At 71.7% G+C, this 24,237-nt stretch carries 24 protein-coding genes and 1 pseudogene; 12 read left to right on the plus strand and 13 right to left on the minus strand.

The window, feature by feature from the left end; all coding sequences use genetic code 11:
• Positions 1 to 148 precede the first annotated feature (148 nt).
• The gene (locus BM339_RS39955; protein ID WP_024934457.1) at positions 149 to 766 is read right to left on the minus strand and encodes a pentapeptide repeat-containing protein; all 618 of its coding nucleotides are present in this window, start codon (positions 764 to 766) and stop codon (positions 149 to 151) included.
• A gap of 33 nt (positions 767 to 799) precedes the next feature.
• Positions 800 to 1,591, minus strand: coding sequence for a Fic family protein (locus tag BM339_RS39960; RefSeq protein ID WP_075024237.1), 792 nt, complete (start codon positions 1,589 to 1,591; stop codon positions 800 to 802).
• A 245-nt stretch (positions 1,592 to 1,836) separates the two neighbouring features.
• Between BM339_RS39960 and acs the strand changes: the two genes are divergently transcribed.
• From acs to BM339_RS39985, 5 genes are all read left to right on the plus strand, one after another.
• Entirely contained in the window at positions 1,837 to 3,804 is a 1,968-nt protein-coding gene (acs, locus tag BM339_RS39965) for an acetate--CoA ligase (protein ID WP_075024238.1), read from the plus strand.
• Between the two features lie 277 nt (positions 3,805 to 4,081).
• Complete coding sequence (nhaA, locus tag BM339_RS39970) at positions 4,082 to 5,320, plus strand: Na+/H+ antiporter NhaA (RefSeq protein ID WP_021591526.1); 1,239 nt, start codon at positions 4,082 to 4,084, stop codon at positions 5,318 to 5,320.
• 13 nt (positions 5,321 to 5,333) lie between these two features.
• On the plus strand, positions 5,334 to 5,765 hold the full coding sequence (locus BM339_RS39975) for a phage holin family protein (protein ID WP_021591525.1): 432 nt from the start codon (positions 5,334 to 5,336) through the stop codon (positions 5,763 to 5,765).
• Positions 5,766 to 5,773: 8 nt separating this feature from the next.
• A complete protein-coding gene (locus tag BM339_RS39980) occupies positions 5,774 to 6,697 on the plus strand; it encodes an alpha/beta fold hydrolase (protein WP_075024239.1) in 924 nt (307 codons plus the stop codon).
• Between the two features lie 118 nt (positions 6,698 to 6,815).
• The gene (locus BM339_RS39985; protein WP_244938800.1) at positions 6,816 to 7,172 is read left to right on the plus strand and encodes a DUF309 domain-containing protein; all 357 of its coding nucleotides are present in this window, start codon (positions 6,816 to 6,818) and stop codon (positions 7,170 to 7,172) included.
• Between the two features lie 80 nt (positions 7,173 to 7,252).
• Here the strand turns inward: BM339_RS39985 and BM339_RS39990 are convergent, their stop codons facing one another.
• The 3 genes from BM339_RS39990 to nth all read right to left on the minus strand — a co-directional run bounded on the left by BM339_RS39990 (position 7,253) and on the right by nth (position 10,083).
• Complete coding sequence (locus tag BM339_RS39990; protein WP_021591522.1) at positions 7,253 to 8,449, minus strand: MarP family serine protease; 1,197 nt, start codon at positions 8,447 to 8,449, stop codon at positions 7,253 to 7,255.
• A gap of 190 nt (positions 8,450 to 8,639) precedes the next feature.
• Entirely contained in the window at positions 8,640 to 9,236 is a 597-nt protein-coding gene (locus BM339_RS39995) for an NUDIX hydrolase (RefSeq protein ID WP_052357300.1), read from the minus strand.
• Positions 9,237 to 9,342: 106 nt separating this feature from the next.
• The gene (nth, locus tag BM339_RS40000) at positions 9,343 to 10,083 is read right to left on the minus strand and encodes an endonuclease III (RefSeq protein WP_033330367.1); all 741 of its coding nucleotides are present in this window, start codon (positions 10,081 to 10,083) and stop codon (positions 9,343 to 9,345) included.
• A 109-nt stretch (positions 10,084 to 10,192) separates the two neighbouring features.
• Between nth and BM339_RS40005 the strand changes: the two genes are divergently transcribed.
• Entirely contained in the window at positions 10,193 to 11,074 is an 882-nt protein-coding gene (locus BM339_RS40005) for an SDR family NAD(P)-dependent oxidoreductase (protein WP_021591519.1), read from the plus strand.
• Positions 11,071 to 11,619, plus strand: a complete 549-nt coding sequence (locus BM339_RS40010; RefSeq protein WP_021591518.1) for a carboxymuconolactone decarboxylase family protein — start codon at positions 11,071 to 11,073, stop codon at positions 11,617 to 11,619. Before BM339_RS40005 ends, BM339_RS40010 begins: the two co-directional genes overlap by 4 nt.
• On the opposite strand, the gene BM339_RS40015 is transcribed toward BM339_RS40010, so the two are convergent.
• A complete protein-coding gene (locus BM339_RS40015; RefSeq protein WP_033330366.1) occupies positions 11,616 to 12,251 on the minus strand; it encodes a TetR/AcrR family transcriptional regulator in 636 nt (211 codons plus the stop codon). The genes BM339_RS40010 and BM339_RS40015 overlap by 4 nt on opposite strands.
• 228 nt (positions 12,252 to 12,479) lie before the next feature.
• Here BM339_RS40015 and BM339_RS40020 point away from each other — a divergent pair, with 228 nt between their 5' ends.
• Positions 12,480 to 13,166, plus strand: a complete 687-nt coding sequence (locus BM339_RS40020) for a Crp/Fnr family transcriptional regulator (protein WP_021591516.1) — start codon at positions 12,480 to 12,482, stop codon at positions 13,164 to 13,166.
• 58 nt (positions 13,167 to 13,224) lie between these two features.
• Here BM339_RS40020 and BM339_RS40025 read toward each other — a convergent pair whose 3' ends face one another.
• From BM339_RS40025 to BM339_RS40040, 5 genes are read right to left on the minus strand one after another with little or no spacing between them, the layout of a single operon-like run.
• Positions 13,225 to 14,139, minus strand: a complete 915-nt coding sequence (locus tag BM339_RS40025) for an MBL fold metallo-hydrolase (protein ID WP_218163885.1) — start codon at positions 14,137 to 14,139, stop codon at positions 13,225 to 13,227.
• A gap of 2 nt (positions 14,140 to 14,141) precedes the next feature.
• Positions 14,142 to 15,014 carry an NUDIX hydrolase gene (locus BM339_RS40030; RefSeq protein WP_250359473.1) on the minus strand — a complete coding sequence of 291 codons (873 nt, stop codon included), beginning with the start codon at positions 15,012 to 15,014 and terminating at the stop codon, positions 14,142 to 14,144.
• A gap of 16 nt (positions 15,015 to 15,030) precedes the next feature.
• A complete protein-coding gene (locus BM339_RS40035) occupies positions 15,031 to 15,492 on the minus strand; it encodes a RidA family protein (RefSeq protein ID WP_021591513.1) in 462 nt (153 codons plus the stop codon).
• Positions 15,493 to 15,506: 14 nt separating this feature from the next.
• Positions 15,507 to 15,665, minus strand: coding sequence for a Sp36 family protein (locus BM339_RS49215; protein WP_021591512.1), 159 nt, complete (start codon positions 15,663 to 15,665; stop codon positions 15,507 to 15,509).
• A 5-nt stretch (positions 15,666 to 15,670) separates the two neighbouring features.
• Positions 15,671 to 16,108, minus strand: coding sequence for a winged helix-turn-helix transcriptional regulator (locus BM339_RS40040; RefSeq protein ID WP_021591511.1), 438 nt, complete (start codon positions 16,106 to 16,108; stop codon positions 15,671 to 15,673).
• Between the two features lie 104 nt (positions 16,109 to 16,212).
• Between BM339_RS40040 and BM339_RS40045 the strand changes: the two genes are divergently transcribed.
• Positions 16,213 to 17,160: an NADP-dependent oxidoreductase gene (locus BM339_RS40045; protein ID WP_075024242.1), complete on the plus strand. Its 948-nt coding sequence runs from the start codon at positions 16,213 to 16,215 to the stop codon at positions 17,158 to 17,160.
• Between the two features lie 420 nt (positions 17,161 to 17,580).
• Here BM339_RS40045 and BM339_RS40050 read toward each other — a convergent pair whose 3' ends face one another.
• Positions 17,581 to 18,078: a MarR family winged helix-turn-helix transcriptional regulator gene (locus tag BM339_RS40050; protein WP_075024243.1), complete on the minus strand. Its 498-nt coding sequence runs from the start codon at positions 18,076 to 18,078 to the stop codon at positions 17,581 to 17,583.
• Between the two features lie 126 nt (positions 18,079 to 18,204).
• On the opposite strand from BM339_RS40050, the pseudogene BM339_RS52790 reads away from it, so the two are divergent.
• Positions 18,205 to 19,322: pseudogene (locus BM339_RS52790) on the plus strand (MFS transporter).
• Between the two features lie 355 nt (positions 19,323 to 19,677).
• Here BM339_RS52790 and BM339_RS40060 read toward each other — a convergent pair.
• Complete coding sequence (locus BM339_RS40060) at positions 19,678 to 20,715, minus strand: slipin family protein (protein ID WP_021591506.1); 1,038 nt, start codon at positions 20,713 to 20,715, stop codon at positions 19,678 to 19,680.
• Between the two features lie 249 nt (positions 20,716 to 20,964).
• On the opposite strand from BM339_RS40060, the gene bagA reads away from it, so the two are divergent.
• On the plus strand, positions 20,965 to 21,960 hold the full coding sequence (bagA, locus tag BM339_RS40065; RefSeq protein ID WP_024934451.1) for an ATPase BagA: 996 nt from the start codon (positions 20,965 to 20,967) through the stop codon (positions 21,958 to 21,960).
• 586 nt (positions 21,961 to 22,546) lie between these two features.
• The gene (gene bagB / locus BM339_RS40070) at positions 22,547 to 23,704 is read left to right on the plus strand and encodes an ATPase BagB (RefSeq protein WP_021591504.1); all 1,158 of its coding nucleotides are present in this window, start codon (positions 22,547 to 22,549) and stop codon (positions 23,702 to 23,704) included.
• The last annotated feature ends 533 nt before the right edge of the window (positions 23,705 to 24,237 follow it).

The following is a 24,237-nucleotide window of genomic DNA, read 5'->3' on the forward strand; positions in this document are numbered from 1 at the left end:
GCGACCAGCCGCGGGAGGCGCGTCGAGACGGGCTTGACCCGGTCCGACGGATATGAGGTGCACGCTTGGTAACCCGGTGTGACGTGTTTGGCGGCGGCGTCCCCGAGCGGGGCGCCGCTCGCTTGCACCCACCGCCCCTCCGCAGGCGTTAGCCGCGGACATCCAACCCCAGCGTCGTCGCTAGCACGACCGCCTGGTAGGCGTCGATCACCGCGCCCCTCATCTCGGCGGTGAGCGGGTCGAGGGACGACAGGTCACTGCCGCGTAGATCACAGCGCGAGAAGTCGGCCTTGTGCAGCGATGCGCCCGACAGGTCGACCTCGCGCAGTTCCGCCCCCGAGCACCTCGCGCCCGTGAGATCCGCCTCGCGCATGCGCACGTCGGTGAACGAGGCCCGCCGCAGATCGGCGCCTGGGAGACCGGTGAACGACCAGTCGCCGCCCTTGACCTTCATCAGGTCGTGTGTACAGCCGTCGAACAGGCTCCCCAGGAACTTGCACCCGGTGAAGGACGCGTCGAAGAAACCGCATCTGACGAACGTGCAGTTCACGAACGCCGCATCCGTATGGCTGGACACGTTGAAACGCACGCCCCTGAACGTGCAGCCGGTGAACATGGCACCGACGCCACTGGCCTCCGTCATGTCCACGTCCACGAACAGGACGTTTTCGTGGTTCTCACCCGTCAGGTCACGAGAATCCCAGTTCTCCGAAGAGATGGTGACGTTCGTCGGCGCGGCGGGTCGTCCGTGCATGCGATCGACCATGCGAACAGCATGGCCCCACCCACCGACAACGCGTCAGCCGCGCATGAACGCTTCGCAGATTGCCTGGGAGTCTCGCGCGGCGGTGGCCACGGCGGCGGAACAGTGCGCGACCCAGCGCGCCACCCCCTCGGACGTACCGGACGTGTAGCCGCGCAGGGCCTCGGCGTACTCCTCGAACAGTTCGAGGTGCCCGACCTCCGGTGCGACGAGCGACTTGGGGTCGAGGCCACGGGCAACCAGTGTGAGACGCTGAGCGGCGCGGGCGACGACCCCGTCCCCCCACCCGAACGGGCGCAGCGCCAGCAGTTCGCCGTGCACGATCGACGAGACGACCAGCGCCGGCGCCTTGGTGGGCTCGGTCAGCAGCCCGCTGAGCGCGTCCAGGCGAGCCGCCACCTCCGACGGAGCGGGAGGGTCGCCAAGGCCGAGAACGTCCTTCACCACCCCGTCGCCACTGCGCGGACGTCCCAGCTCGGCGCCGTCCACCGCGTCGGCCCCTGCGAGGACGTGCAGACGCGCCAGCGCCTGCCGCGGTGCCTTCCGCCAGACGTCCGCCAGCGTGCCCAGCTCGGCCGAGACGCGCAATGTGCCCTGGACGACAGGGTCCGACGGGTTCTCCGTGGTGCGAAGCTCGTCCAGCGTTACCGGGGAGCCTTCGAGGACGGCTGAGGCGCGCGCGCCGCGCAGCGCCGACTCCGTGGACACCTCGGCGCTGCGCCGCCGCAGGATCCGGTGGCCGAGCAGCCGGTCCACAGCCTTACGCGCGTCGTCGACGGCGTCGGCGACACCGGGCAGGTCGGCTACGGCGGCGAAGGCATCGGTCACGGCCCGACCTTATGCGGTCCCGTCCGGCGTTCGCGCATCGGGTCGTGAGGGCGTAGAACGGAGACGGTTCCCGCATGCCGGACCTGGGAAGGCCCGGCCTGTCGGCACCGCACGAACCGTCCGGAGACGTAGGCGCCGCCCGCGCTCTCCCCCGACACCCGGGTCCGCGGCCTTGTGAGGACCGGGACCTTCCTGGTGAAGTGGGGATACCGGGCGACCCCGCATCACCTAGCAAGGAGTTCGCGTTGAGCAACAGCCAAGAAACACTGTCGAACCTTCTGCAGGAGACGCGCCGCTTCTCCCCGCCCGCTGAACTCGCCGCCGAGGCCAACGTGAAGGCCGAGGCCTACGAGCAGGCCGCTGAGGACCGCCTGGGGTTCTGGGCCGAGCAGGCCGACCGGCTCACCTGGACGAAGCGCTGGGACGACGTCCTGGACTGGAGCAACCCCCCGTTCGCCAAGTGGTTCGTGGGCGGTGAGCTGAACGTCGCCTACAACTGCGTCGACCGGCACGTCGAGGCCGGGCGGGGAGCGAAGGTCGCCTTTCACTGGGAGGGGGAACCGGGCGACTCCCGTACCCTCACCTACGCCGACCTGCAGACCGAAGTGAACAAGGCCGCGAACGCGCTGCTCGAACTGGGCGTCCGCAAGGGCGACCGGGTCGCGATCTACCTGCCGATGATCCCCGAGCTGCCGATCTCGATGCTGGCGTGCGCGCGCATCGGCGCGACCCACTCGGTCGTGTTCGGCGGTTTCTCGGCGGAGGCGCTCCGCACCCGCATCGACGACGCGCAGGCCAAGGTCGTCATCACCGCCGACGGCGGGTTCCGGCGCGGCAAGCCGTCCGATCTGAAGGGGATCGTGGACGAGGCCGTCGCGCAGACGCCGACGATCGAGCACGTCCTGGTGGTGCGCCGCACCGGCGAGGCGGTGGCCGAGAACGACCGCGACCTGTGGTGGCACGACGTCGTCGAGCGGCAGAGCGACCAGCACACCGCGGAGCCGATGGACTCCGAGCACCCGCTGTACATCCTGTACACGTCCGGGACGACGGGTAAGCCGAAGGGCATCCTGCACACCACCGGCGGCTACCTCACGCAGTGCGCGTACACGCACTGGGCGGTGTTCGACCTGAAGCCGGAGAAGGACGTCTACTGGTGCTCGGCCGACATCGGCTGGGTGACCGGACACTCCTACATCGTGTACGGGCCGCTGGCCAACGGTGCGACCAGCGTCATCTACGAGGGGACTCCCGACACCCCCAACAAGGGTCGCTGGTGGGACGTCATCCAGAAGTACAAGGTGTCCATCTTCTACACCGCGCCCACGGCGATCCGCACGTTCATGAAGTGGGGCGACGACATCCCTGCGCAGTACGACCTGTCGTCGCTGCGCGTGCTGGGGTCGGTCGGCGAGCCGATCAACCCGGAGGCCTACGTCTGGTACCGCGACAAGATCGGCGGCGGCCGGACGCCGGTGGTCGACACCTGGTGGCAGACGGAGACCGGCGCGATCATGATCAGCCCGCTGCCGGGCGTGACGGCGGCCAAGCCGGGCGCGGCGATGCGCCCGCTGCCGGGGATCGCCGCGGACGTCGTCGACGACCAGGGCCGGTCGGTGCCGGACGGCGGCGGCGGCTTCATGGTGCTCAGGGAGCCGTGGCCGAGCATGCTCCGGACGATCTGGGGCGACGACGAGCGGTACGTCAAGACGTACTGGTCCCGCTTCGAGAACCTGTACTTCGCGGGTGACGGCGCGAAGAAGGACGCGGACGGCGACATGTGGCTGCTCGGCCGCGTCGACGACGTCATGCTGGTGTCCGGGCACAACATCTCCACGACGGAGGTGGAGTCGGCGCTGGTCTCGCACCCGAAGGTCGCCGAGTCGGCGGTCGTCGGCGCGACCGACCCGGTGACGGGGCAGGCCATCGTGGCGTTCGTGATCCCGCGCGGGGACGCCGGCGGCGAGGTGGAGGGCGAGGAGTTCCTGCGCGAGCTGCGCGACCACGTCTCCAAGACCCTCGGCCCGATCGCCAAGCCCCGGCAGATCATGATCGTTCCGGAGCTGCCGAAGACCCGCTCCGGCAAGATCATGCGACGGCTGCTGCGGGACGTGGCGGAGAACCGCAGCATCGGCGACGTCACCACCCTGGCCGACAGCACGGTGATGGACCTGATCTCCGAGAAGCTGCCCAGCGCCAAGTCCGAGGACTAGCCACCAGGGGACCAGAGGAACCGACGCGGCCCGCGCCCTGCCCACACCGGGGGGCGCGGGCCGCTTCTCTGCGCACACCCCGCACGGGCCCTGCGCACACCCCGCACGGTCTCTGCGCACCCTGCGCGGGTGCGCTCCGCAGGTCCGGAAACCACCCACTGAGTCATCGCAGGTAAACTGGGCTTAGGTGCGCCGGGAAGCCTGGTCGGCAGGGGATTGTCCCGTTGCGTGCGGGACGTGACCCATGTCCGTCGTCCGCCGCTTCCGAGGATCCTTTATGGCGCGCCCCACCGTGAAGCGCCGCGTTGCCGCAACGTGGCCGCTCCGTCCCACCGTCCGTTACAGCACGCAGGTCGCCAGTGCGCTCCGCACGGAGACGATCGGCGGCGTCGTGATGCTGCTCGCGGCCATCGCCGCGCTCGTATGGGCCAACACGCCGTGGGCCGGCGCCTACGAGGACCTCCGGACGTTCGAGATCAGCCCGCACTGGCTGCACATCGGGCACATGGACGTGCAGCACTGGGCGTCCAGCGGGCTCCTCGCGGTGTTCTTCTACATCGCCGGCCTCGAACTGCGCGAGGAGCTGACGTACGGCGAGCTGCGCCATCCGCGGGACGCCGCGCTGCCGGTGATCGCGGCGGGGGCCGGGGTGGTCGCGCCGGCACTGATCTTCCTGGCGGTGAGCGCGGGCGAGCCGGGCGCGCTCGGCGGGTGGGCGGTGCCGACGGCGACGGACATCGCGTTCGCGCTGGCCGTGCTCGCCGTGACGTTCACCTCGTGCCCGGCCCCGCTGCGCGCGTTCCTGCTGACGCTGGCCGTGGTGGACGATCTGATCGCCATCGCCGTCATCGCGCTCTTCTACACCGACACCCTGCACTGGACGCCGCTGGCGCTCAGCGTGGCGCTGATAGGCGCGTACGGCCTCTTGCAGTACAAGGGCGTCCGCTCGCCGTGGGTGTACGTGCCCATCGCCGTCCTGGCCTGGTACTGCCTTCAGCGCAGCGGGATCCACGCGACCGTCGCCGGCGTCGCGCTGGGGATGCTCACCAGCCCGAAAGAGACGCCCGACGGGCGGCCGACCAACGCGGAACGCGCCGACCACGCGCTGCGGCCGTTCTCCGCGGGCGTCGCCGTTCCCATTTTCGCTTTCGTGTCGGCCGGTGTCGGGCTCGGCATGTCCGAACTGGGGGCGGTGTTCACCGATCGGGTGGCCCTCGGGGTGATCGCCGGACTGGTGATCGGTAAGTTCGTGGGCGTCTTCGGCGGCGCCTGGGCGGCCGTCCGGCTCGGCCTGGCGACGCTCGGCGAGGATCTGCACTGGCACGAGATCGCGGGGGTCGCGTTGCTCGCGGGGGTGGGTTTCACCGTTTCGCTGCTGATCGGCGGTTTGGCCTATACCGACCCGTCACAATTCGAGAGAGTGACGACTGCGGTCCTGATCGCGAGCGTTCTCGCCTCGGCGGCCGCCGCCGTCGTCTTCCGGAGAAGGGTGCGTCTGCGCGCGCGCCCGGGCTAAGGAGAAATGCGATATGTCGGAGGCAACACCGGACGAGCGCGTCGAGGAGAAGTCCGTCGGCGAGCTGGTCGCGCTGGCGTCGAGCTCCATCTCCAACCTGGTCAGAGCGGAGATGGACCTGGCCAAGCTGGAGCTGAAGGCCGACGCCAAGAAGGCGGCGATCGGCAGCGCGATGTTCAGCGCCGCCGGGGTGCTCGGCGGGCTGGTCGTCATCCTGCTGTCCATCGCCTTCGCCTACGGCCTGGTCGGGTTCGGCCTCTGGCACTGGGCCGCGTTCCTCATCGTCGCGGTCGTGTACGCGGCGCTGGCCGGGCTGTTGATCCTCTTCGGCAAGTGGCGGATCTCCAAGATCGAGGGTGCGAAGCGGACCCGGAAGACGCTGAAGGAGGACCTGGCCGCGCTGCGCAGCCGCGGCGACTCGGGTGCCCCCGAGCTGACGGCCTGACGGGCGCCATGTCCGGGCACGACGCGTCGCTGATCGAGGTCGAGGGCCCGTGGACGCACCGGCAGATCAGCGCCGGCGGGACGCGTTTCCACGTCGCGGAGGCCGGTGAGGGACCGCTCGTCCTGCTGCTGCACGGCTTCCCCGAGTTCTGGTGGTCCTGGCACCACCAGCTGGTGTCGCTGCCGGCCGCGGGATACCGGGCGGTGGCCGTCGACCTGCGCGGCTACGGCGGCAGCGACAAGCCGCCGCGCGGGTACGACCTGGTCACCCTGGCCGGGGACGCCGCCGGGCTCGTCCGCGCGCTGGGGGAGGCGAACGCGATCGTCGCCGGGCACGACTGGGGCGGGCTGCTCGCCTGGACGATGGCCGTCTACCACCCGAAGATCGTCCAGCGGCTGGCGGTGGTGGGCGCCCCGCACCCGCTGCGGTTGCGGCAGGCCGTCGCCGGCGACCCGCGCGGGCAGGGATGGGCGGCGCGCCACACGTTCGGCTTCCAGTTGCCCATGTGGCCTGAACGGCGCCTGGTCCGCGACAACGCGGCGCTCGCCGGGAAGCTCCTGCACGACTGGTCCGGTCCAGGCTGGCCGGACGAACGCACAGAACAGCTCGTACGGAAGGCCGTGCAGATACCTGGGGCGGCCCACAGCGCGCTGGAGTACCACCGCTGGCTCGTCCGGTCGCAGGCCCGCCCGGACGGTATCCGCTACGCGCACCGCATGCGAGCCCCTATCCAGGCACCCACGCTCCAGGTGCACGGCGCCCTGGACACGTGCATCCTCCCGTCCAGTGCACAAGGCTCCGGCCGTTACGTGACCGCTCCTTACCGCTGGACGCTCATAGAGGGCGCGGGCCACTTCCCCCATCAGGAACGCCCCGAAGAGTTCGACACGCAGCTTCTCGGCTGGCTCGCCGACCCGGGACCGGAAGGCTGAAACCCCCGCGTACCGTGGAGGCATGCGGGATCGGGACGAGTCTGGACGCCCACGCAACGCACGGCCACGCGACGCGTACGGACGTCCTCTGCCGCACGGCGCCAGCGGCATACCCACGATGCCGGAAGACCTCGACATGCCCCCAGGCGAAGCTCTGGCCGAGGCCCAACGGCTTCTGGACGCCGATCGTCCGTTCCACGCCCACGAAGTACTGGAAGCGGTCTGGAAGGCCGCGCCGGAGCCCGAGCGTGAACTGTGGAGGGGTCTGGCACAGGTCGCCGTGGGGATAACCCACCTCCGCCGGGGAAACGCACGCGGCGGCGAAGCCCTGCTCCGCCGCGCCGCCGACCGGATCGTCCCGTACCAGGACGCGCCACCGCACGGCATCGACGTCCGCGGAATCGTTCAGCGCGCCCGTGCCCTGGCCGAGGAGCCGCAGAACGGCCCCATCCCCCTCCGCCTCACAAACCCCTAGGCCGGAGCGGTCCCCTCGTCGGAGCAGCCCCCTGGCCGGAGCAGCCCCCTGGCCGGAGCAGCCCTCTATTCGGAGCAGCCCTAGTCGGAGCAGCTCTGCGTGGACACCGGCTTCGTGGCGTTCGCCCCCGCCCGCGCGTCGGACGCGACCTCCTCGGCGGTGAGCGCGTACCCGGTGGACTCGGTGTCGAGCGCCGCCGCGAAGATGACGCCGTAGACCCGGCCGTCCGTGGACAGCAGCGGCCCGCCGGAGTTGCCCGGCTCGACCTTGCCGCGGATCGCGTAGATCTCGCGGCTGACCTGGCCGGAGTGGTAGATGTCCGGGCCGCGCGCCGTCTGCCGGGCGCGGATGCGGGCCGCCCCCGGCGTGAACGGCTGGTTCTTCGGGAACCCGGCGATGATCGCGTCGTCCCGGACGCGGGCCTCCTTGGCGAACTGCAGCGCCGGCGCCCGCAGCCCCGGCACGTACAGGACGGCGATGTCGCGCTTCGGGTCGTACAGCACGACCCGCCCCCGGTTGGTGTCGCCGTTGATCGTCGCCACCACGGAGGAGCCGCGCGCCCCGGCGACGACGTGCGCGTTCGTCATGATGTGCTGCGGCGCGAACACGAACCCGGTGCCCTCGATGCGGCGCTGGCACTGCGGCGCCGTGCTGACCACCTTCACGATGCTGTCCTTGGCCGCGCGCAGTCCCCGCGTGTTCAGCACGGACTCGTCCGGCGGCGGGACCTGCACCACCGACTCGCCGCCGAGGCCGTTGAACACCTGCGGGAACTCGCTGCTCTTCACGAACCCCTGGAACGAGGTGAACCACGTCTGCGCCTGCGCCGGCATCACGTCGTCGATGCCGTTGATGATGGAGGAGCCCTTGACCTGCGTCCGGACGGGCTTGAACTCGGAGTTGGCGACCAGGCTGCCGAAGAACCAGGCGACGATGAGCAGCGACAGCGCGCTGACGAACGTGCCGCCGACGGCGTCGGCGGTGCGGGCGTTCATGCCGGTCACCCGGTTGCGCAGGACGGCGCCGAGCGACGAGGCGACGAGCTGCCCGAGGGTGGCGGCGAGGAAGGCGATCACGATGGCGAGCAGCGCCTGCTGGGCGGCTCCGTCCACCGCGGCCTCCGCGATCGGCGGCGCGATCAGCACCCCGATGACGCCGCCGCCGACGAAGCCGACGAAGCTCAGCAGGCTCACGATGAAGCCCTGCCGGTAGCCCGAGACCCCGAACAGCACGACGAGCACGAGCAGGATGAGATCGAGTACGTGGTCGTGCAGCACGCGTTCACCGTATAGGTCCGCGCCGCCGCTTCACGTCCCCTCGATGTACCAGATTCGGGTGCGCGAGGTAGCCGCCGGGAGTGACGCGCGCGCGTGACCATCGCCGTACGCACCGCGAACGGCGCCCTGACCCGTGGCGAGCTCTCCGTGCGGACGCGGCGAAACGATTTTGTGGGAATGCACGAGGCCGTCAGCCGCGCGCGGCGAGGTCCACGACCTCCTGCGGGAGGTCCTCGACCCGCGAGGTGTCCCAGGGGCGGTTCCAGCCGCCCGCGTCCAGGACCTGGGTCAGCAGCGCCGCCGTGAAACCCCAGACGAGCATGTCCCGCACGTGGAACGCCGGCCCCACCCTGATCCCGGACGGGTGCCGCACCATCAGCCGGTTCCGCGGGTCGACCAGCTCGCCGAGCGGGACGCGCGCGACCGTCGCGACCTCTCCAGGATGGCCGGGCGCGATCTCCGACGGTTCGCGCCACCAGCCGGCGACGGGCGTGACCCGGTGCGCGCTGTGCGACAGGTACAGCTCGGGCAGCGAGCACAGGACGTCCACGCCGGACGGCTCGACGCCGGCCTCCTCCCACGCCTCGCGCAGCGCCGCCGCGACCGGCCCGTCGTCCTCGGGGTCGATGCGGCCGCCGGGGAACGCGGGCTGCCCGGCGTGGTTGTTCAGCGTGGCGGCGCGCTCGGTGAGCAGGACGTCCGGACCGTCCGCACCCTCGCCGAACAGGATCAGGACGGCGGCGTCGCGGGCGCCGGGCTCGGGCCGGAACATCGGCGGCACCGGCATCCTCGGCGCCTCGGCGAGGAACCGGTCGAGCCAGGCGGGGCGGCTGAGGGTGGTGTCGGTCACGTCCGTCCCAACTCCGGGCGGCCCGCGTTCCTTCCCGGGCGGGTCACGAGAACGGTCCGGGCTTGACGAGCTTGCGGGCGGTGTCCTCGTCCGTCGGGCCCTCGCCGAAGGCCGGGCACAGCCGCGCGAGCGGGCACGCGCCGCAGGCCGGACGGCGGGCATGGCAGATGCGGCGGCCGTGCCAGATGAGCCTGTGGGACAGCATCGTCCAGTCCTTGCGCGGGATGAGCTCGCCGACTTCCTGCTCGACCTTGACGGGATCGTCCTCGGTCGTCCAGGCGAACCGCCGGGCGAGGCGGCCGAAGTGGGTGTCGACGGTGATCCCGGGGACGTCGAAGGCGTTGCCGAGGACGACGTTGGCCGTCTTGCGCCCGACGCCCGGCAGCTTCACGAGGTCGTCGAGCCGCCCCGGGACCTCCCCGCCGAACCGGTCGCGGAGCGCGGCGGACAGGCCCATGACCGACTTGGTCTTGGCGCGGAAGAAGCCGGTGGGCTTCAGGATGGCCTCGACGTCCTCGGGGTCGGCGGCGGCGAGGTCCTCGGGTGTCGGGTACTTGGCGAAGAGCTCCGGCGTGGTCAGGTTGACCCGGACGTCGGTCGTCTGCGCGGACAGCACGGTCGCCACGAGGAGCTGGAACGGGGTCCCGAAGTTCAGCTCGCAGTGGGCGTCCGGGTAGGTCTCGGCCAGGATCCGGTTGATGCGGCGTGCGCGCCGCACCAGCCCCAGGCGTGTTTCGTCCTTCCACTTCCGAGCACGCGCCTTCGGGGACGCCTCCGTCGCCATACCGGTCAGCCTAGAGCCTCGCCCGCGTCGCCCGGCCGCGCGAAGCGTCCGGCAGGACATCCGATGATCCCAAAAAGACGCATATGTTCTTTAATGGTAGGGTCGCCCCATGATCCGTGACTCCTCCCGGTGGGCGGCGACCCTCGCCGGGCGGCGCGTGCTGATCACCGGCGCCGCGCGGGGGATCGGCGCGGCCCTCGCCGCCAGGCTGCACGAGCGCGGCGCGCGGGTGGCGCTCGCCGGGCTGGAGCCCGACCACCTGTCCGCCGTCGCCGGGGAGTGCGGGCGGGCCCCCTGGTGGACGTGCGACGTGACCGACCGCGACCGGGTCGAGGACGTCGTGACCAGCGCGGTCGAAGAGCTGGGCGGCCTGGACGTGGTCGTGGCCAACGCGGGGGTGGCCGCGCAGATGCCGGTGATAGGCGGCGACCCGTCCGTCCTGGAACAGAGCCTGCGCGTCAACGTGCTCGGGGTGTTCAACACCCTCCGAGCCGCCGGGCCCCATATCAGCCATGAACGCGGCTACGCCCTCGCCGTCGCGTCCCTGGCGGCGGCCGTCCACGCGCCCTTGCTGGGCGCCTACAGCGCGTCCAAGGCAGGAGTCGAGGCCCTCGGCAACACGTTGCGCGCGGAGCTGCGCCCCTGGGGCGCGAAGGCGGGCGTCGCCTACTTCGCCGAACTCGACACCGACATGACGCACCGCGGGTTCAGCACCGAAGCGGCGTCCGCCTTGATGGACGCGGCGCCGCGCAGCAGCTTCGTTTCGGGCGTCGCGCCACTGCGAGTGGGGATCGACGCGCTGGAGCGCGGAATCGCCCGACGTTCCAAGCGCATCGTGGCTCCTTGGTGGGTCGGAGGCGTTCTGCCGGTCCGGATGGTCGTGCAACCCATTTCCGACCGCGTCGTCCAGAAGGGACTACGTGAGATCCTGGAAATCGCCAGGAACGAGCAAGTCGAGCTGACCACACCGCAACCTGAGCCCCGCCGATGACCTCACCCCGCGCCACCCCCGGCAGCCGCCGCGACGTGGGGCTCGTCAACTGGCTCATCTGCCGCGTCGCAGGGCGGGCCACGGGGACCGGGCGGCCGCCGAACCTGTTCCTGACGCTGGCGCGCAGCCGCGGCCTGTTCCGCGGCTGGCTGTGGTTCGCCGGACGGCTCATGCCCGGCGGAACCCTGCCGCGCCGCGAGACCGAGCTCGTCATCCTCCGCGTCGCCCACCTGCGCGACTGCCGCTACGAGTTCGACCACCACGTCCGCCTCGCGCGCCGCGCCGGCCTCCACGACCGGGACATCGAGCGCGTCGAGGAGGGGCCGCGCGCCCTCGGATGGACGCCGCGCGAGCGGGCGCTCCTCATCGCGACCGACCGGCTCCACACCGAACGGGACCTCGACGACGAGACCTGGATACGGCTGCGCGCCGTCCTCACCGAGGCGGAGTGCGTCGAGCTGACCATGCTGGCCACCCACTACGAGATGCTCGCCACCGTGATCACCGCGCTGCGCGTCCAGCCCGACCGCCGGCCTGACGGCTAACCGTCCAGGACGCCCGAGCGGAGCAGCAGCCGTACGTGCTCGATGACCGGCGGCCCGACCGCCCGCAGGGCCTCCATGTCGCCGGCCGCGACGGCGGGCGTCACCATCGTGCTCACCGCCGACACCACGATCTGGCAGGCGAAGCGGCCCGCGTCCCCGGTCACGCCCATGAGGTCCGCGAGGCCCTCCGCGAGCATGTGCTGCACCTCGGTACGCCGGCGGACGGCCTCCGGCCCCGCCGCGTACACCTCCACCAGGAACAGCCGCGCGTACCCCGGATCCAGCGCCAGAGTCTCCAGGTAGGTGGTGAACGCGCGCTCGAACCTCTCCGCCGGGTCTCCCTCACTCGCGCCGGCGCTCGCCACGGTGTCGGCCAGATGGAGGCGCAGGAACTCGCTCGCCTGGTCGAACGCCGTCATGAAGCAGTCGAGCTTGGACGAGAACAGCGCGTAGAAGCTCTGCCTCGACACCCTGGCCCGCTTCAGCACGTCCTCCACCGACGTGCCGACGTACCCCTTCTCCGCCATCGCCGCCGCCATCGCGGAGCACAGCCGGTCGCGGTGCACCCGCTCCACCTCCGCGCGGGACAGCGCGTGACGCCCCCTCGGAAGGCGCCGCGGTGAACTCTGCATCCGCTCAGGCTAGGGCACGGTGCCGTCCAGCCGAGATCATCCGGTATCAGGTGTTGAGACCGGTGTGACGGCATTCACCCGATGGTCCGTACACTGGGCGAACGGGACCGTGACCGCTTCACGGGCACGGAGCACGCGGTCCGCGTTTCGGCGCGCCGTGACCCTGCCTTCACGTACGCGGTGGGACGTACGTCACACTAGGCATGTAGGTGTTCGAGGAGGAGAAGCGTGACCGATCGCGACGTGGACGTTCTGAGCAGAGCCCCGCTCTTCGAGGCCCTCGACGAGCAGGGCGCCAAGGCGCTGCGCGCCAACGTGACCGAGGTGCGTCTCGCCCGCGGCCAGACGCTGTTCAACGAGGGCGAGACCGGAGACCGGCTGTACGTCGTCCTCGAAGGCAAGATCAAGCTGACCCGGACGGCGCCGGACGGCCGGGAGAACCTGCTGAGCGTCCTCGGCCCGTCCGAGATGTTCGGCGAGCTGTCCCTGTTCGACCCGCGTCCCCGCACCGCGAGCGCCATCGCGGTCACCGAGTGCCGGCTGGCGGGGCTCGGCCACGACGACCTGCGGCCCTGGCTCACCGGCCACCCCGAGGTCGCCGTGCAGCTGCTCCGCGCGCTGGCGCAGCGGCTCCGCAAGACCAACGACGTGATGGCCGACCTGGTGTTCACCGACGTCCCCGGCCGCGTCGCCAAGGCGCTGCTCGACCTCGCCGAGCGGTTCGGCCAGCCGTCGGAGTCGGGCCTGCACGTGCACCACGACCTCACCCAGGAGGAGCTGGCGCAGCTCGTCGGCGCGTCCCGCGAGACCGTCAACAAGGCGCTCGCCGACTTCGCCCAGCGCAACTGGCTGCGCATCGAGGCCCGCGCGGTGGTGATCCTCGACATCGAACGGCTCCGCAAGCGCTCGAAGTGACCCCTGCCGGGAGCACGCTCGCGCGGCGGCACGGGAGGCGGCCCCGCCCGGCGGGCCGTCAGCGCTCCCGCAGGTAGTCGAGCTGGGCTTGGACCGACCACTCGGCCGCGGGCCAGAGGGACCTGTCGACGTCGGCGTAGACGCGCTCGACGACCTCGCGCGCCGTCCGCGCACCCGCGGCGACGGCCGCCTCGACCTGGGCGAGCCGCTCGCGGCGGTGGTCGATGTAGTGGTCCAGGACGGCGATCGGGTCGTCCAGCTTCGGCCCGTGACCGGGCAGGATCGTCTCCGCCTCCACGTCGGCGGAGAACCTGCGGAGCCGGTCGAGCGAGGTCAGGTAGTCGCCCAGGCTTCCCTCCACGACGGTCGTCCCGTACCCGAGCACGGTGTCACCGGTGAGGACGGCGCCGTCGGCCGGCAGCCAGAACGTCAGCGAGTCGTCGCTGTGCCCCGGCGTCTCCATGATCCGCAGCTCCAGGCCGCCCGTCGTGACGACGTCGCCCTCCGCGAGGCCCTCCTCGCCGAGCCGGTGCGCCGGGTCGAGCGCCCGCACCTTCACCTTGCCGCCCGCCAGCTTCGCGAACTTCCCGGCGCCCGCCGAATGGTCGGGGTGGCCGTGGGTGAGCAGCACGAGCCCGACCCGCAGCCCCCGTGCCTCGACGGTGTCCAGGACGCGCCGGAGGTGCTTGCCGTCCTTCGGGCCGGGATCGACGACGACGGCCTCGTCCGCTCCCGGCTCGGCGATGATCCAGGTGTTGGTGCCGTCCAGGGTCATGGCGGACGGATTCGGCGCGAGCACACAAGTCGCCCGTTCAGTACCCATCCCGTCGATCTCCGTCATATCCCCCATCCTGCCCGAGGCCCGATCAGGGTGACGGACCGGGTTCCAGCCGAGACGCTCCAGGTGCCGGAGCGCGGAGGTCCCCGCCAGCCGCCACGCGACGGACCGGTTCAGCGGCACCCTGCGCGGCACGGTCAGCCCTGCGAGTAGTGCCGCGCGACGCTCTCCGGCAGGACGAGATACGCCTCGCCGTCGACGATCTCCGCGACGGGCTCGTGCACGACGATCTCGCGCCGCGCCGCCAGCACGTCCGCGACCGTGTCGAACGCGGCCAGCTCCGCCAGCGTCGCGATGGTCGGCGGCAGCATCATCCACTCGCCCTTCGCCGCCCGCTCGGCCGCCTCCGCCGGACGGACCCAGGCGACCTGGTCGGCCTCGGTGCTGACGTCCCTGGCCCGCTGCCCCCGCGGCATCGCGGCCACGAAGAACCGGGTGTCGTACCGCTTCGGCTCGATCTTGGGGGTGATCCAGTGCGCCCACGGGCGGAGCAGATCCGCGCGCAGCACGAGGCCGCGCCTCGCCAGGAACTCGCCGAACGACTGCGACCGGTCGAGGAGCGCCTGCCGGTCGGCCTCCCAGTCGTCTCCCCGGGTGTCGTCCACGACCGTCTCGCCCGTCGGCCCGGCGAGCAGGACGAGCGTCTCCTCGAACGTCTCCCGGACGGCCGCGCAGACCAGCTCCCGCGCCAGCGTCTCGTCGGCCTTGAACGCCTTGCCCCACTCGGCGGGAGGCGGGCCGGACCATGCCGGCTCCGCCTCCCCGTCGCGCGGGTCGACCGAGCCGCCGGGGAACACGTACGCGCCCGGCGCGAACGCCATCGACCGGACTCGGCGCAGCATGAACGCCTGCAGCCCGTGCCGGTCGTGGTCGCGCAGCACGACGACCGTCGCCGCGTGCCTGGCCGGAGGGGGCTCGGCGCGGCCGTCCCGAATCGCCTCGACCTGGTCCCGGAACGAGTCCGGCAGCTTGAGCCCGTTGGTGATCCCCATGGCGGCCAATTCGGACATACCGAATGGCATTCCGTCAAGAGACCTCGGCGATCAGCTCCACCTCGACCGGCACGTTGCGCGGCAGGACGGCGACGCCGACGGCGCTGCGCGCGTGCCTGCCCGCGTCCCCGAACACCTCGACCAGCAGGTCGCTCGCCCCGTTGATCACCTCGGGCTGGCCATGGAAGTCCGGAGCGCTCGCCACGAACCCGACAACCTTCACGATCCGGACGACCCGCGACAGCTCGCCGAGCTCGGCCTTCAGCGCCGCGACGCAGTTCAGCGCGCAGATCCGCGCCTGCCGCGCCGCCTCCTCCGCGTCGACCTCGGCGCCCACCTTCCCGGTGGCGCCCAGCTCGCCCTTGACCAGCGGGACCTGCCCGGCGGTGTACACCAGCGACCCCGTCCGGGCCGTCGGCACGTAGGACGCGACCGGCGGGACGACCTCCGGCAGCTCGATCCCCAGCTCGCGGATCCGCTCTTCGGGCGTGCTCATGCCACTCCTCCTCGTTACGACTGGACTTCGCGCTTGAAATAAGCCACGAGGTTCTCCGGGTTCGGCCCCGGCAGGACGGTGACGAGCTCCCACCCGTCCTGTCCCCAGTTGTCGAGGATCTGCTTGGTCGCGTGCACCAGCAGCGGAACGGTCGCGTACTCCCACTTCTTCATGGCCCTCACCCTAGCGATGGGCCGACCGGAACCCCGTTCGAACCCACCCGGGACCCGTCGTACCGCTCCCGCGCCTCGTGGACGTCCTCGATGTGGCGGTTCGCCCACTCCAGCATCGAGGTGATCAGCGGCATGATGCGCTCGCCCAGCACCGTGAGCGCGTACTCGACCTGGACCGGCACGGACGGCGTCACTGTCCGCGCCACGAAACCGTCCCGCTCCAGGGACCGCAAGGTCTGCGTCAGCATCTTCGCGCTGACCCCGGGCATGGCGCGGCTGATCTGCGCGTACCTGCGCGGCCCCTCCGCCAGCTCGACGAGGACCATCGTGCTCCACTGCTTGCCGACGATGCCCAGCAACTGGTTCATCGGGCACGCCTCCATGAACGCGTCGAACGCCGCCTTCTCCTGCTCGCGGCGCTGCGCGGCCGTCGTCGTCGCCATGCTGCGGGCTCACCTCCTGGTGCCGAACGCACTCCTGGGTAACCTCTTCCGGCACACCGCTGTTCCGGCGAAGGTGGGGGCGTCCCTCACTCAGGAGTTGCGGCATGCACGCGATCATCATCAGAACGGCCGGCGGACCCGAGTCCCTGGAGGACGCCGACATACCGGTCCCCGAACCCGGGCCGGGCCAGGTCCGGATCCGGGTGGCGGCCGCGGCCGTCAACCCGGTCGACCGGGCGGTCCGCTCCGGCGCCCTTGCGGACGCCGGCCTCATGCCCGCCTTCGGCACCCGGCCCTGGTTCGGCGTCGGCATGGACGTCGCCGGAACCGTCGACGCGGTCGGCCCGGGAGTGCATCGGCTCGCCGCCGGAGACGCCGTCGTCGGCCTCCAGGACCGGCTGGACATCCCGCTCGGCACCTACGCCGAGGCCCTCGTCCTCGACGCCACCGCCGTCACCCACGCGCCCCGCTCGGCCTCCCCCGTCGAGGCGGCGACGCTACCGCTCAACGCCCTGACCGCTCTCCAGGCGCTCGACCTCCTCGCCCTGCCGGAAGGAGCGACTTTGCTGGTCACGGGCGCCGCCGGCGCCGTCGGCGGCTACGCCGTCGAACTCGCCGCCCACCGTGGCCTGCGCGTCGTCGCCTCCGCCTCCGCGGCGGACGAGCCCCTCGTCCGCCGCCTCGGCGCGGACATGTTCGTCCCCCGCGACGCGCACCTGGCCGACGCGGTCCGCGCACTCGTCCCCGGCGGCGTCGACGGCGCCGTGGACGCGGCCCTCCTGGCCGGCGCCGCCCTCGACGCCGTCCGGAACGGCGGAACGTTCGCCACCGTGAACGGCGGCCCGGCCATCCCGGTCCCGCTACGCGGCATCACCGTCCGCAACGAGTGGATCAGCGCCAACGCACCCCAGCTCAGCCACCTGGTCACACTCGTGGACAAGGGCCACCTGACCCTCCGCGTAGCCGACACCCTCCCCCTAACCGAGGCCCGCAAAGCACACGAACGCCTAGAAGCCACCCCTCTACGCGGCCGCCTAGTCCTCACCCCCTAGAACCACCCACGTGACGACCAGACCGAGGCCCCGCAACGCGCACCAGCACCTAGAGGCCAGCCCCTCCCACGGCGGCCTGGCCCTCACGCCCTAAAAGCGTCCACACCACGGCACGCTCAGCACGCCGGCGGACCCGCGCCCCGTGGTGGCACCGCCGCATGGCCAGGCCGAGCTGAGACGAACGTCCACGGGCCCCGCCCGGCAGCGCGGAGCAGGCCGCGATGTGGGACCTCAGACGCGGCCCCTCCACACCCGTCCAACACGAGCGGTCGGCAGGCGCCGCCCCGAGACCGGCGCTCCTCGGCGGCGGCGTGGCCATCTGGCGGCGTCGACCGCCCGGCGGACGTCCGCTCGGCCACCGATCGCGCGGGGGGCGTCAGCGCGGGAGTTTGGGACCGGGGCGTTGCGCGGGGGGCGCTTCTAGCTTGGGTCCTGCTCGGCGCGGAGCATGACGCGGCGGAGGAGGTCCGACAGCGTGCGGCGTTCGTCGGGGGTCAGGGCGGCGAGGAGGCGGGTCTCCTCGTCGCCCACCCCGTCCAGGGCCTCACGCCAGGCGGCGCGGCCCTCGGGGGTGAGCTCGACGACGACCCGGCGGCGGTCGGTGGCGGACGGCGACCTGTGGACGAAGCCGCGGCGCTCCAGCGCGTCCAGCCGACCGGTGATCGAGTTCGGCGGCATGCCCAGGTCGGCGGCGAGCTCGGAGGGCGCGGCGGTCCCGTGCCGGCCGGCGAGGGCGTGGAGCGTGTCGTACTCGTGCCGCTGCAGGCCGGAGGCGACGAGGAGGTCCTCCCGGACGCGCTTGATGTGCTTGACGAAGCGCCCCATCCGGGTCACGGCGCCCTCCGTGTCCGGATCGAGGTCGGGAAGGATCGGCGTCCACCGCGCCACGTGCTCATCGGTCCGATCTCTGTCGCCCATGGCGGCGATCGTATCCAGGCGGTAATTCGTTGACGAATAAATCCGTAACGAACTACCCTGCGCGCCAAGGCTCACCCACCGCGCGGCCGGGACTTCCGGCTACTGTTCAGCGCGCGTGTCCTGTCCCTGACCGGCGATGCCGCGATCCCCGCGGCGCTCGCACTCGCCGCCCTGCGGGCGACGGGCTCCACGTCGGCGCTCGCCCTCGTGCTCGGCAGCGCAATGGTGCCGCACCTGCACCTGCTGCCGATCGGCGGGGTCGTCGCGGACCGGTTCAGCGCGCGCGCCGTCGCCCTGGTCACCGACCTCGTCGGCGCGGGTGCGCATCTGTTCGCCGCGCTCGAACTGATCGGCGGGGAGCCGCGGCTGTGGCACCTCGCCGTCGCCCGAGCGGTGGGCGGGACCGCTTCGGCGTTCCAGACACCGACCATCTCCCTACTCATCGCGGGCACCGTCGAGACGTCCGGGCTCCAGCGCGCCAACTCCCTGATGGGCGCGGCCAACGGCGCCACCAGACTCGCCGGGCCGGCCCTGGCTGGCACGTTCGTGCTGACCATCGGTCCCGGATGGACGTCCCTGCTGGACGCCGCCTCCTTCGCCGCGAGCGCCGCCCTCCTCGCCATGCCCCGCGTCCGGCACGTCCCGCTCCGCGGCGCTCGCTGCGCGCGGACCTCGCGGAAGGCTGGTCGGAGGTCCGGTCGCGCGACTGGTACTGGACGAGCCTGACCGCGCACGGCGTCTGGAACGGAGCGTCCGCCGTTCTCCTCACCCTCGGGCCGGCCCTCGCCATCGAGCGGCTCGGCGGCGAGAAGACGTGGATCGCGACCGTCCAGGTGGGCGCCGTCGGGCTCGTCGTGGGGGCGTTGCTCGCCGCCCGCGTCCGGCCGCGCCGTCCCGCCCTCGTCGCGAACGCGGGCCTCGCCACCCTGGCGCTGCCCCTCGCCCTGCTGGCCGCGACCGCGCCCGCGCCCCCGGTCATCGGCGCCTGCGGGCTTGCGCTGACCGGGCTCGGCGTCCTCAACTCCACCTGGGAGAACGTCGTGCAGATGAGCATCCCCCCGCAGGCGCTGGCCCGCGTGACGTCATACGACTGGCTGCTGTCAAGGCCGCGGCGCCCCTCGGCTACGCGCTCGCCCCGTGGGCCGCGTCCAATTGGAACGCGTCCGCGCCACTCTGGACCGCGGCCGTCCTGGTCGCCGCGTCCTGCCTTGCCACCGCCGCGGTGCCCGGCGTCCGCCACCTGACCATGCCAGAGCCGACCCCACTAGCGGCGTCCCCCTAAAGCCGCCCACCCCACAACCGCCTTTGGACGGTCCCACGACCGACCGACCGGTCGCGGAGGACCGCCCCGGCCACGCCCTCGGGCCTGCGGAGGAGGCGTCCGCCGCCTGGCGCGGATGGTGACCCACGGCAAGTCGGCCGACCGGGTTATCGGCGGCCGTGCATCGCCCGTCTACCGGCCGGACGCGGCCGCCGCGCTGTCGGGTGGGCGTCCGTGGTAAGGAACGGCAGGCGCCGACGAGCGCGACACCGTCCCCACGCGCCCCCACGCTGGGTCGTCCATGGGACGCGGCGGGGGCTGCTCGTGGTCGTCCTAGTTCAGTTGGGGGGCTGCTGGTTCTCTCCGGTCCCGCCGTCGGGGGCGCCGGTGATGCCGCGCTGCTCGTCGTCCTGCGGGGCGGCCACCTGGGACTTCGGCTCGTCCAGGCCGATGACGGGCGGGACGTCCTCGGCCGACTTCAGCGTGGACGGCTGTTCCGCCGCCTTCGCCAGTTCCGCCTCGGCCTTGGCGAGCCGCTCCGCGAGGCCGGGCTTGCCGTCCCCACTCCCCGACTCGCCGCTCTGGCCGTGACCGCCGGTGACGCGGTCGAAGAACCGCAGGACCTCGACCGGCAGCGGCATGACCAGCGTGCTGTTCTTCTCGGCCGACACCTCCACGACCGTCTGCAGCAGGCGCAGCTGGAGGGCCGCCGGGTCCTGCGACATGATCTCCGCGGCGGCGGCGAGCCGCTTGGACGCCTGGAACTCGCCGTCCGCGGTGATGATCCGGGCGCGGCGCTCCCGCTCGGCCTCGGCCTGCCGGGCCATCGACCGCTTCATGCCCTCCGGCAGCGACACGTCCTTGATCTCGACCCGCTCGATCAGGACGCCCCACGGCCCCTCGGTGATCTCGTCGATGATCGCCCGCAGCCGCATGTTGATCTTCTCGCGCTCGCCGAGCAGCTCCTGCATGTCCGCCTGCCCGATGACCGACCGCAGCGACGTCTGCGCCACCTGCGAGACCGCATAGCCGTAGTTGTGGACGTTCACGATCGCCTTCACCGGATCGACCACACGGAAGTAGACGACCGCGTCCACGCGAACGCTCACGTTGTCCTGGGTGATGCCGTCCTGCCCGGGCACCCCCATGGTGATCGTCTGCTGGCTGACCTTCTGCATCCGCTCGATGATCGGCAAAATCACCGTCAGGCCGGGACCGCGGACCGCCCCTGGACGCAGCTGGCCGCCGCGCTGCACCTGGCCGAACCGGAACACGATCCCGTGCTCGAACTGCTGCACGATGCGGATGGACGACGACAGGACGATCAGTCCGCCGACGAGGACGATGAGCAAGATGACCAGGGCCACCGCTGCCATCACGGCACCTCTTCTCGCGTGCTGGCCGGGCACCGGGAGCGCGCCCCCGGAACCCCGGCAGGCTTCTGAACCCGTACGATTCAGGCGGAACCGCCGAGAGCAACGGTCCACGTTTCCCAGCTAACCGCGCGGGCAGGCCGGATGACAACGTCCGGGCGGATCGACCCGGGCGGCATCGTGTCAGGGATCACTTGCACGAGGGCGTCCGCCCTCTCAAGTGTTTGACGAGTGAACGATATGGTCGATCGGGTGAGTGCGAGAGACACCGACTGGGACGGCGTACGCCTCCACGTGGTCACCGGGAAGGGCGGCACGGGCAAGACGACCGTCGCGGCCGCCCTCGCCCTTGCCCTGGCCGCCGGAGGCCGCAAGGTCCTGCTCGTCGAGGTCGAGGGGCGCCAGGGCATCGCCCAGATCTTCGACTGCCCGCCCCTCCCGTACGAGGAGCGCCGCGTCGCCGTCGCGCCGGACGGTGGGGACGTCTACGCGCTGGCCATCGACACCGAAGAGGCGCTCATCGAGTACCTCGAGATGTTCTACAACCTCAAGCGCGCCGGGAAGGCGATGACCAAGCTCGGCATCGTCGACTTCGTCACCACCATCGCCCCCGGCCTCCGCGACGTCATCCTCACCGGTAAGACCTCCGAGTCGGTACGCCGTAGGAAGAAGGACGGCTCCTTCATCTACGACGCCGTCGTGATGGACGCCCCGCCCACCGGCCGCATCACCAAGTTCCTGAACGTCAACGACGAGGTGTCCGGCCTCGCCAAGGTCGGTCCCGTCCGGAACCACGCCGACACCGTGATGAAGGTCGTCCGCAGCCCCGAGACCGCGGTGCACTTCGTCACGCTCCTGGAAGAGATGCCCGTCCAGGAGACGATGGACGGCATCCACGCCCTCACCGAGGTCGGCCTCCCGGTCGGCGGCGTGATCGTCAACATGGAGCACCAGCCCGTCCTGACCGAGGACGACCTCGCCGCTGCCGCCGCCGGCACGCTGGACACCGACGAGATCATCCGCGGCGTGAAGGCCGCCGGCCTGGAGCACGACGCCGAGTCGATCGCCGCCGTCCTCGCCGCCGAGGCCACCGACCACGCCCGCCGCACGGCCCTCCAGCGCCGCGAGAAGGAACGCCTGGAGTCCATCGACCGCCCCCGCTACACCCTCCCCCTCCTCTCGGACGGCATGGACCTCGCCGGCCTCTACGACCTGGCCGCCGCCCTCCGCGCCCAAGGCGCCGCATGACCCAGCACCCCCACCCCACCCGGGCACCGCGCAACACCCCCGCACTGGCTCCCCACCAGACACACCAGCGTGAACACACTGCCCTCCGACCTGCACACCCGGCTGGCGCACATCCTCACCGAGGCGACGGGGATGAACGCGCGCACCTGCGAGCATCCGCATACGCGCCCACCCACCACGACACCTCCATACCTGACTGGACGCCGCACGACACATCCACACTCGGCGGCGGGCTGTGGCACGGCGGGGCTAGGCCTGACCAGCCACGCTATGGCGCGCCTGTGGACGGTGCGGTGGGGTTTGACGTACCTGCGATTGGTCCGGTGACCGGCGGCGGGGTCGCGTCTGGGGTGTCGCGGGGTGGCGTTTCGTGGGTGGCGTTGGACGATGCCGGGGCGGTGCCGCCAGGTGTTTCGTGGGTCGCGCTGGATGACGGGCATGGGCTCGGGCCGGACGTGAGCGTTCGCCAGGCACGAGGGTTCTGCGCACACAGGCACCGCGCCGGGGATGACGAGCGAGCGGCGCGTGGGCGTGGTCCTGGGGAAGGGCCCTTCCGAGCCAGGGCACGGACGGCAGAGGTGAACCGATGAGCCCGATCAGCAAGACCCCTCCGGCACTGGACGTCGACGGGCTGCTCGACGACCCCCGCACGAAGATCATCGTGTGCTGCGGGTCCGGGGGCGTCGGGAAGACCACCACGGCCGCCGCGCTCGGGGTGCGCGCCGCCGAGCGGGGACGGGACGTTGTCGTCCTCACCGTGGACCCGGCGCGCCGGCTCGCGCAGTCGATGGGCCTGTCGGAGCTCGACAACAACCCGCGCAAGATCGAGATCGACGGCGACGGCGAGCTGCACGCCATGATGCTCGACATGAAGCGGACGTTCGACGAGATCGTCGAGGCGCACGCCGACCCGGACCGCGCGAAGCAGATCCTCGCCAACCCCTTCTACCAGTCGCTGTCGTCCAGCCTGTCCGGGACGCAGGAGTACATGGCGATGGAGAAGCTCGGGCAGCTGCACCGGTCCGGCGCCTGGGACCTGATCGTGGTCGACACCCCGCCGTCCCGCAACGCGCTGGACTTCCTGGACGCGCCCGAGCGGATGGGCCGCTTCCTCGACGGCCGTTTCATGAAGATCCTCGCAGCGCCGGCCAAGACCGGCGGCCGCTTCGGCGTCAAGGTGATCAGCGCCGGGTTCGGCGTGTTCACCGGCGTCATCAACAAGGTCCTCGGCGTCCAGTTGCTGCGGGACGTGCAGACCTTCGTCGCGGCGTTCGACACGATGTTCGGCGGGTTCCGCGAGCGCGCCGAGAAGACGTTCAAGCTGCTGCAGACCCCCGGCACCGCCTTCCTCGTCGTCGCCGCTCCCGAGCCGGACGCCCTCCGTGAGGCGTCCTACTTCGTCGAGCGTCTCGCCGAGGAACGCATGCCGCTCGCCGGACTCGTCGTCAACCGCGTCCACGAGTCCGCCGCCGACACGCTGTCGGCCGCCCGAAGCCAGGCCGCCGCCGAGACGCTGGAGGAACGCGGCGAGCACAAGCTGACCGCCGCGCTGCTCCGCCTCCACACCGACCGCATGCAACTGGCCGCCCGCGAGGACCGCCTCCGCGACCACTTCGCGTCCACGCACCCGACCGTCCCCGTCACGGCCGTCCCCGCCCAGGCGGAGGACGTCCACGACCTGGACGGCCTGCGCCAAGTGGGCGAAGACCTGGCGGCCCCCACCTCATCCGCACCGGCAGCCTGACCCCGACCACAAGCACCCCCTTCCTGGCTGGACGCGCCGCACCGCCCCACGCGGCATCTCACAGCCCCGACATACGGCCCGCCGGACCCATGCAACGTCGGGCGACCCTGGCCTGCGACGGCGCGCCAACGCCCGACTACCCGCCGCGCGACACCCAACCTGACCGCCAGCACCCCTCCTTCCTGGCTGGACGCGACGCACCGCCCACGCGGCATCTCGCAACCCTCGCATGCGGCCCGCCGGACCCATGCGACGCCGGGCAAGCCTCGCCAGCAAGGGTGCGCCCACGCCCGACTACCCGCCGCGCGACACCCAACCTGACCGCTAACACCCCTCCTTCCTGGCTGGACGCGACGCACCGCCCACGCGGCATCTCGCAACCCTCGCATGCGGCCCGCCGGATCCCAGGCAACGTTGAGCGACCCTGGCCGGCGACGGTGCGCCGATGCCCAACTCCCCGCCTGCGAACACAGCCTGACCGCTCGGAGGCCGTCGGGAGAAGCGAACGCCAATCTGTGGATAACCGCCGGTCT

It is taken from the genome of Actinomadura madurae (genome assembly GCF_900115095.1).
Taxonomy (GTDB): domain Bacteria; phylum Actinomycetota; class Actinomycetes; order Streptosporangiales; family Streptosporangiaceae; genus Spirillospora; species Spirillospora madurae.

What these genes read in the sequence shown, in the direction of transcription:
- BM339_RS39955 (WP_024934457.1), bottom strand. Translation starts at nt 766, where the DNA reads ATGGTCGATCGCATGCACGGACGACCCGCCGCGCCGACGAACGTCACC.
- nhaA (WP_021591526.1), top strand. Translation starts at nt 4,082, where the DNA reads ATGGCGCGCCCCACCGTGAAGCGCCGCGTTGCCGCAACGTGGCCGCTC.
- BM339_RS39975 (WP_021591525.1), top strand. Translation starts at nt 5,334, where the DNA reads ATGTCGGAGGCAACACCGGACGAGCGCGTCGAGGAGAAGTCCGTCGGC.
- BM339_RS39980 (WP_075024239.1), top strand. Translation starts at nt 5,774, where the DNA reads ATGTCCGGGCACGACGCGTCGCTGATCGAGGTCGAGGGCCCGTGGACG.
- BM339_RS39985 (WP_244938800.1), top strand. Translation starts at nt 6,816, where the DNA reads ATGCCGGAAGACCTCGACATGCCCCCAGGCGAAGCTCTGGCCGAGGCC.
- BM339_RS39995 (WP_052357300.1), bottom strand. Translation starts at nt 9,236, where the DNA reads ATGCCGGTGCCGCCGATGTTCCGGCCCGAGCCCGGCGCCCGCGACGCC.
- nth (WP_033330367.1), bottom strand. Translation starts at nt 10,083, where the DNA reads ATGGCGACGGAGGCGTCCCCGAAGGCGCGTGCTCGGAAGTGGAAGGAC.
- BM339_RS40005 (WP_021591519.1), top strand. Translation starts at nt 10,193, where the DNA reads ATGATCCGTGACTCCTCCCGGTGGGCGGCGACCCTCGCCGGGCGGCGC.
- BM339_RS40010 (WP_021591518.1), top strand. Translation starts at nt 11,071, where the DNA reads ATGACCTCACCCCGCGCCACCCCCGGCAGCCGCCGCGACGTGGGGCTC.
- BM339_RS40015 (WP_033330366.1), bottom strand. Translation starts at nt 12,251, where the DNA reads ATGCAGAGTTCACCGCGGCGCCTTCCGAGGGGGCGTCACGCGCTGTCC.
- BM339_RS40030 (WP_250359473.1), bottom strand. Translation starts at nt 15,014, where the DNA reads ATGTCCGAATTGGCCGCCATGGGGATCACCAACGGGCTCAAGCTGCCG.
- BM339_RS40035 (WP_021591513.1), bottom strand. Translation starts at nt 15,492, where the DNA reads ATGAGCACGCCCGAAGAGCGGATCCGCGAGCTGGGGATCGAGCTGCCG.
- BM339_RS49215 (WP_021591512.1), bottom strand. Translation starts at nt 15,665, where the DNA reads ATGAAGAAGTGGGAGTACGCGACCGTTCCGCTGCTGGTGCACGCGACC.
- BM339_RS40040 (WP_021591511.1), bottom strand. Translation starts at nt 16,108, where the DNA reads ATGGCGACGACGACGGCCGCGCAGCGCCGCGAGCAGGAGAAGGCGGCG.
- BM339_RS40045 (WP_075024242.1), top strand. Translation starts at nt 16,213, where the DNA reads ATGCACGCGATCATCATCAGAACGGCCGGCGGACCCGAGTCCCTGGAG.
- BM339_RS40050 (WP_075024243.1), bottom strand. Translation starts at nt 18,078, where the DNA reads ATGGGCGACAGAGATCGGACCGATGAGCACGTGGCGCGGTGGACGCCG.
- BM339_RS40060 (WP_021591506.1), bottom strand. Translation starts at nt 20,715, where the DNA reads ATGGCAGCGGTGGCCCTGGTCATCTTGCTCATCGTCCTCGTCGGCGGA.
- bagB (WP_021591504.1), top strand. Translation starts at nt 22,547, where the DNA reads ATGAGCCCGATCAGCAAGACCCCTCCGGCACTGGACGTCGACGGGCTG.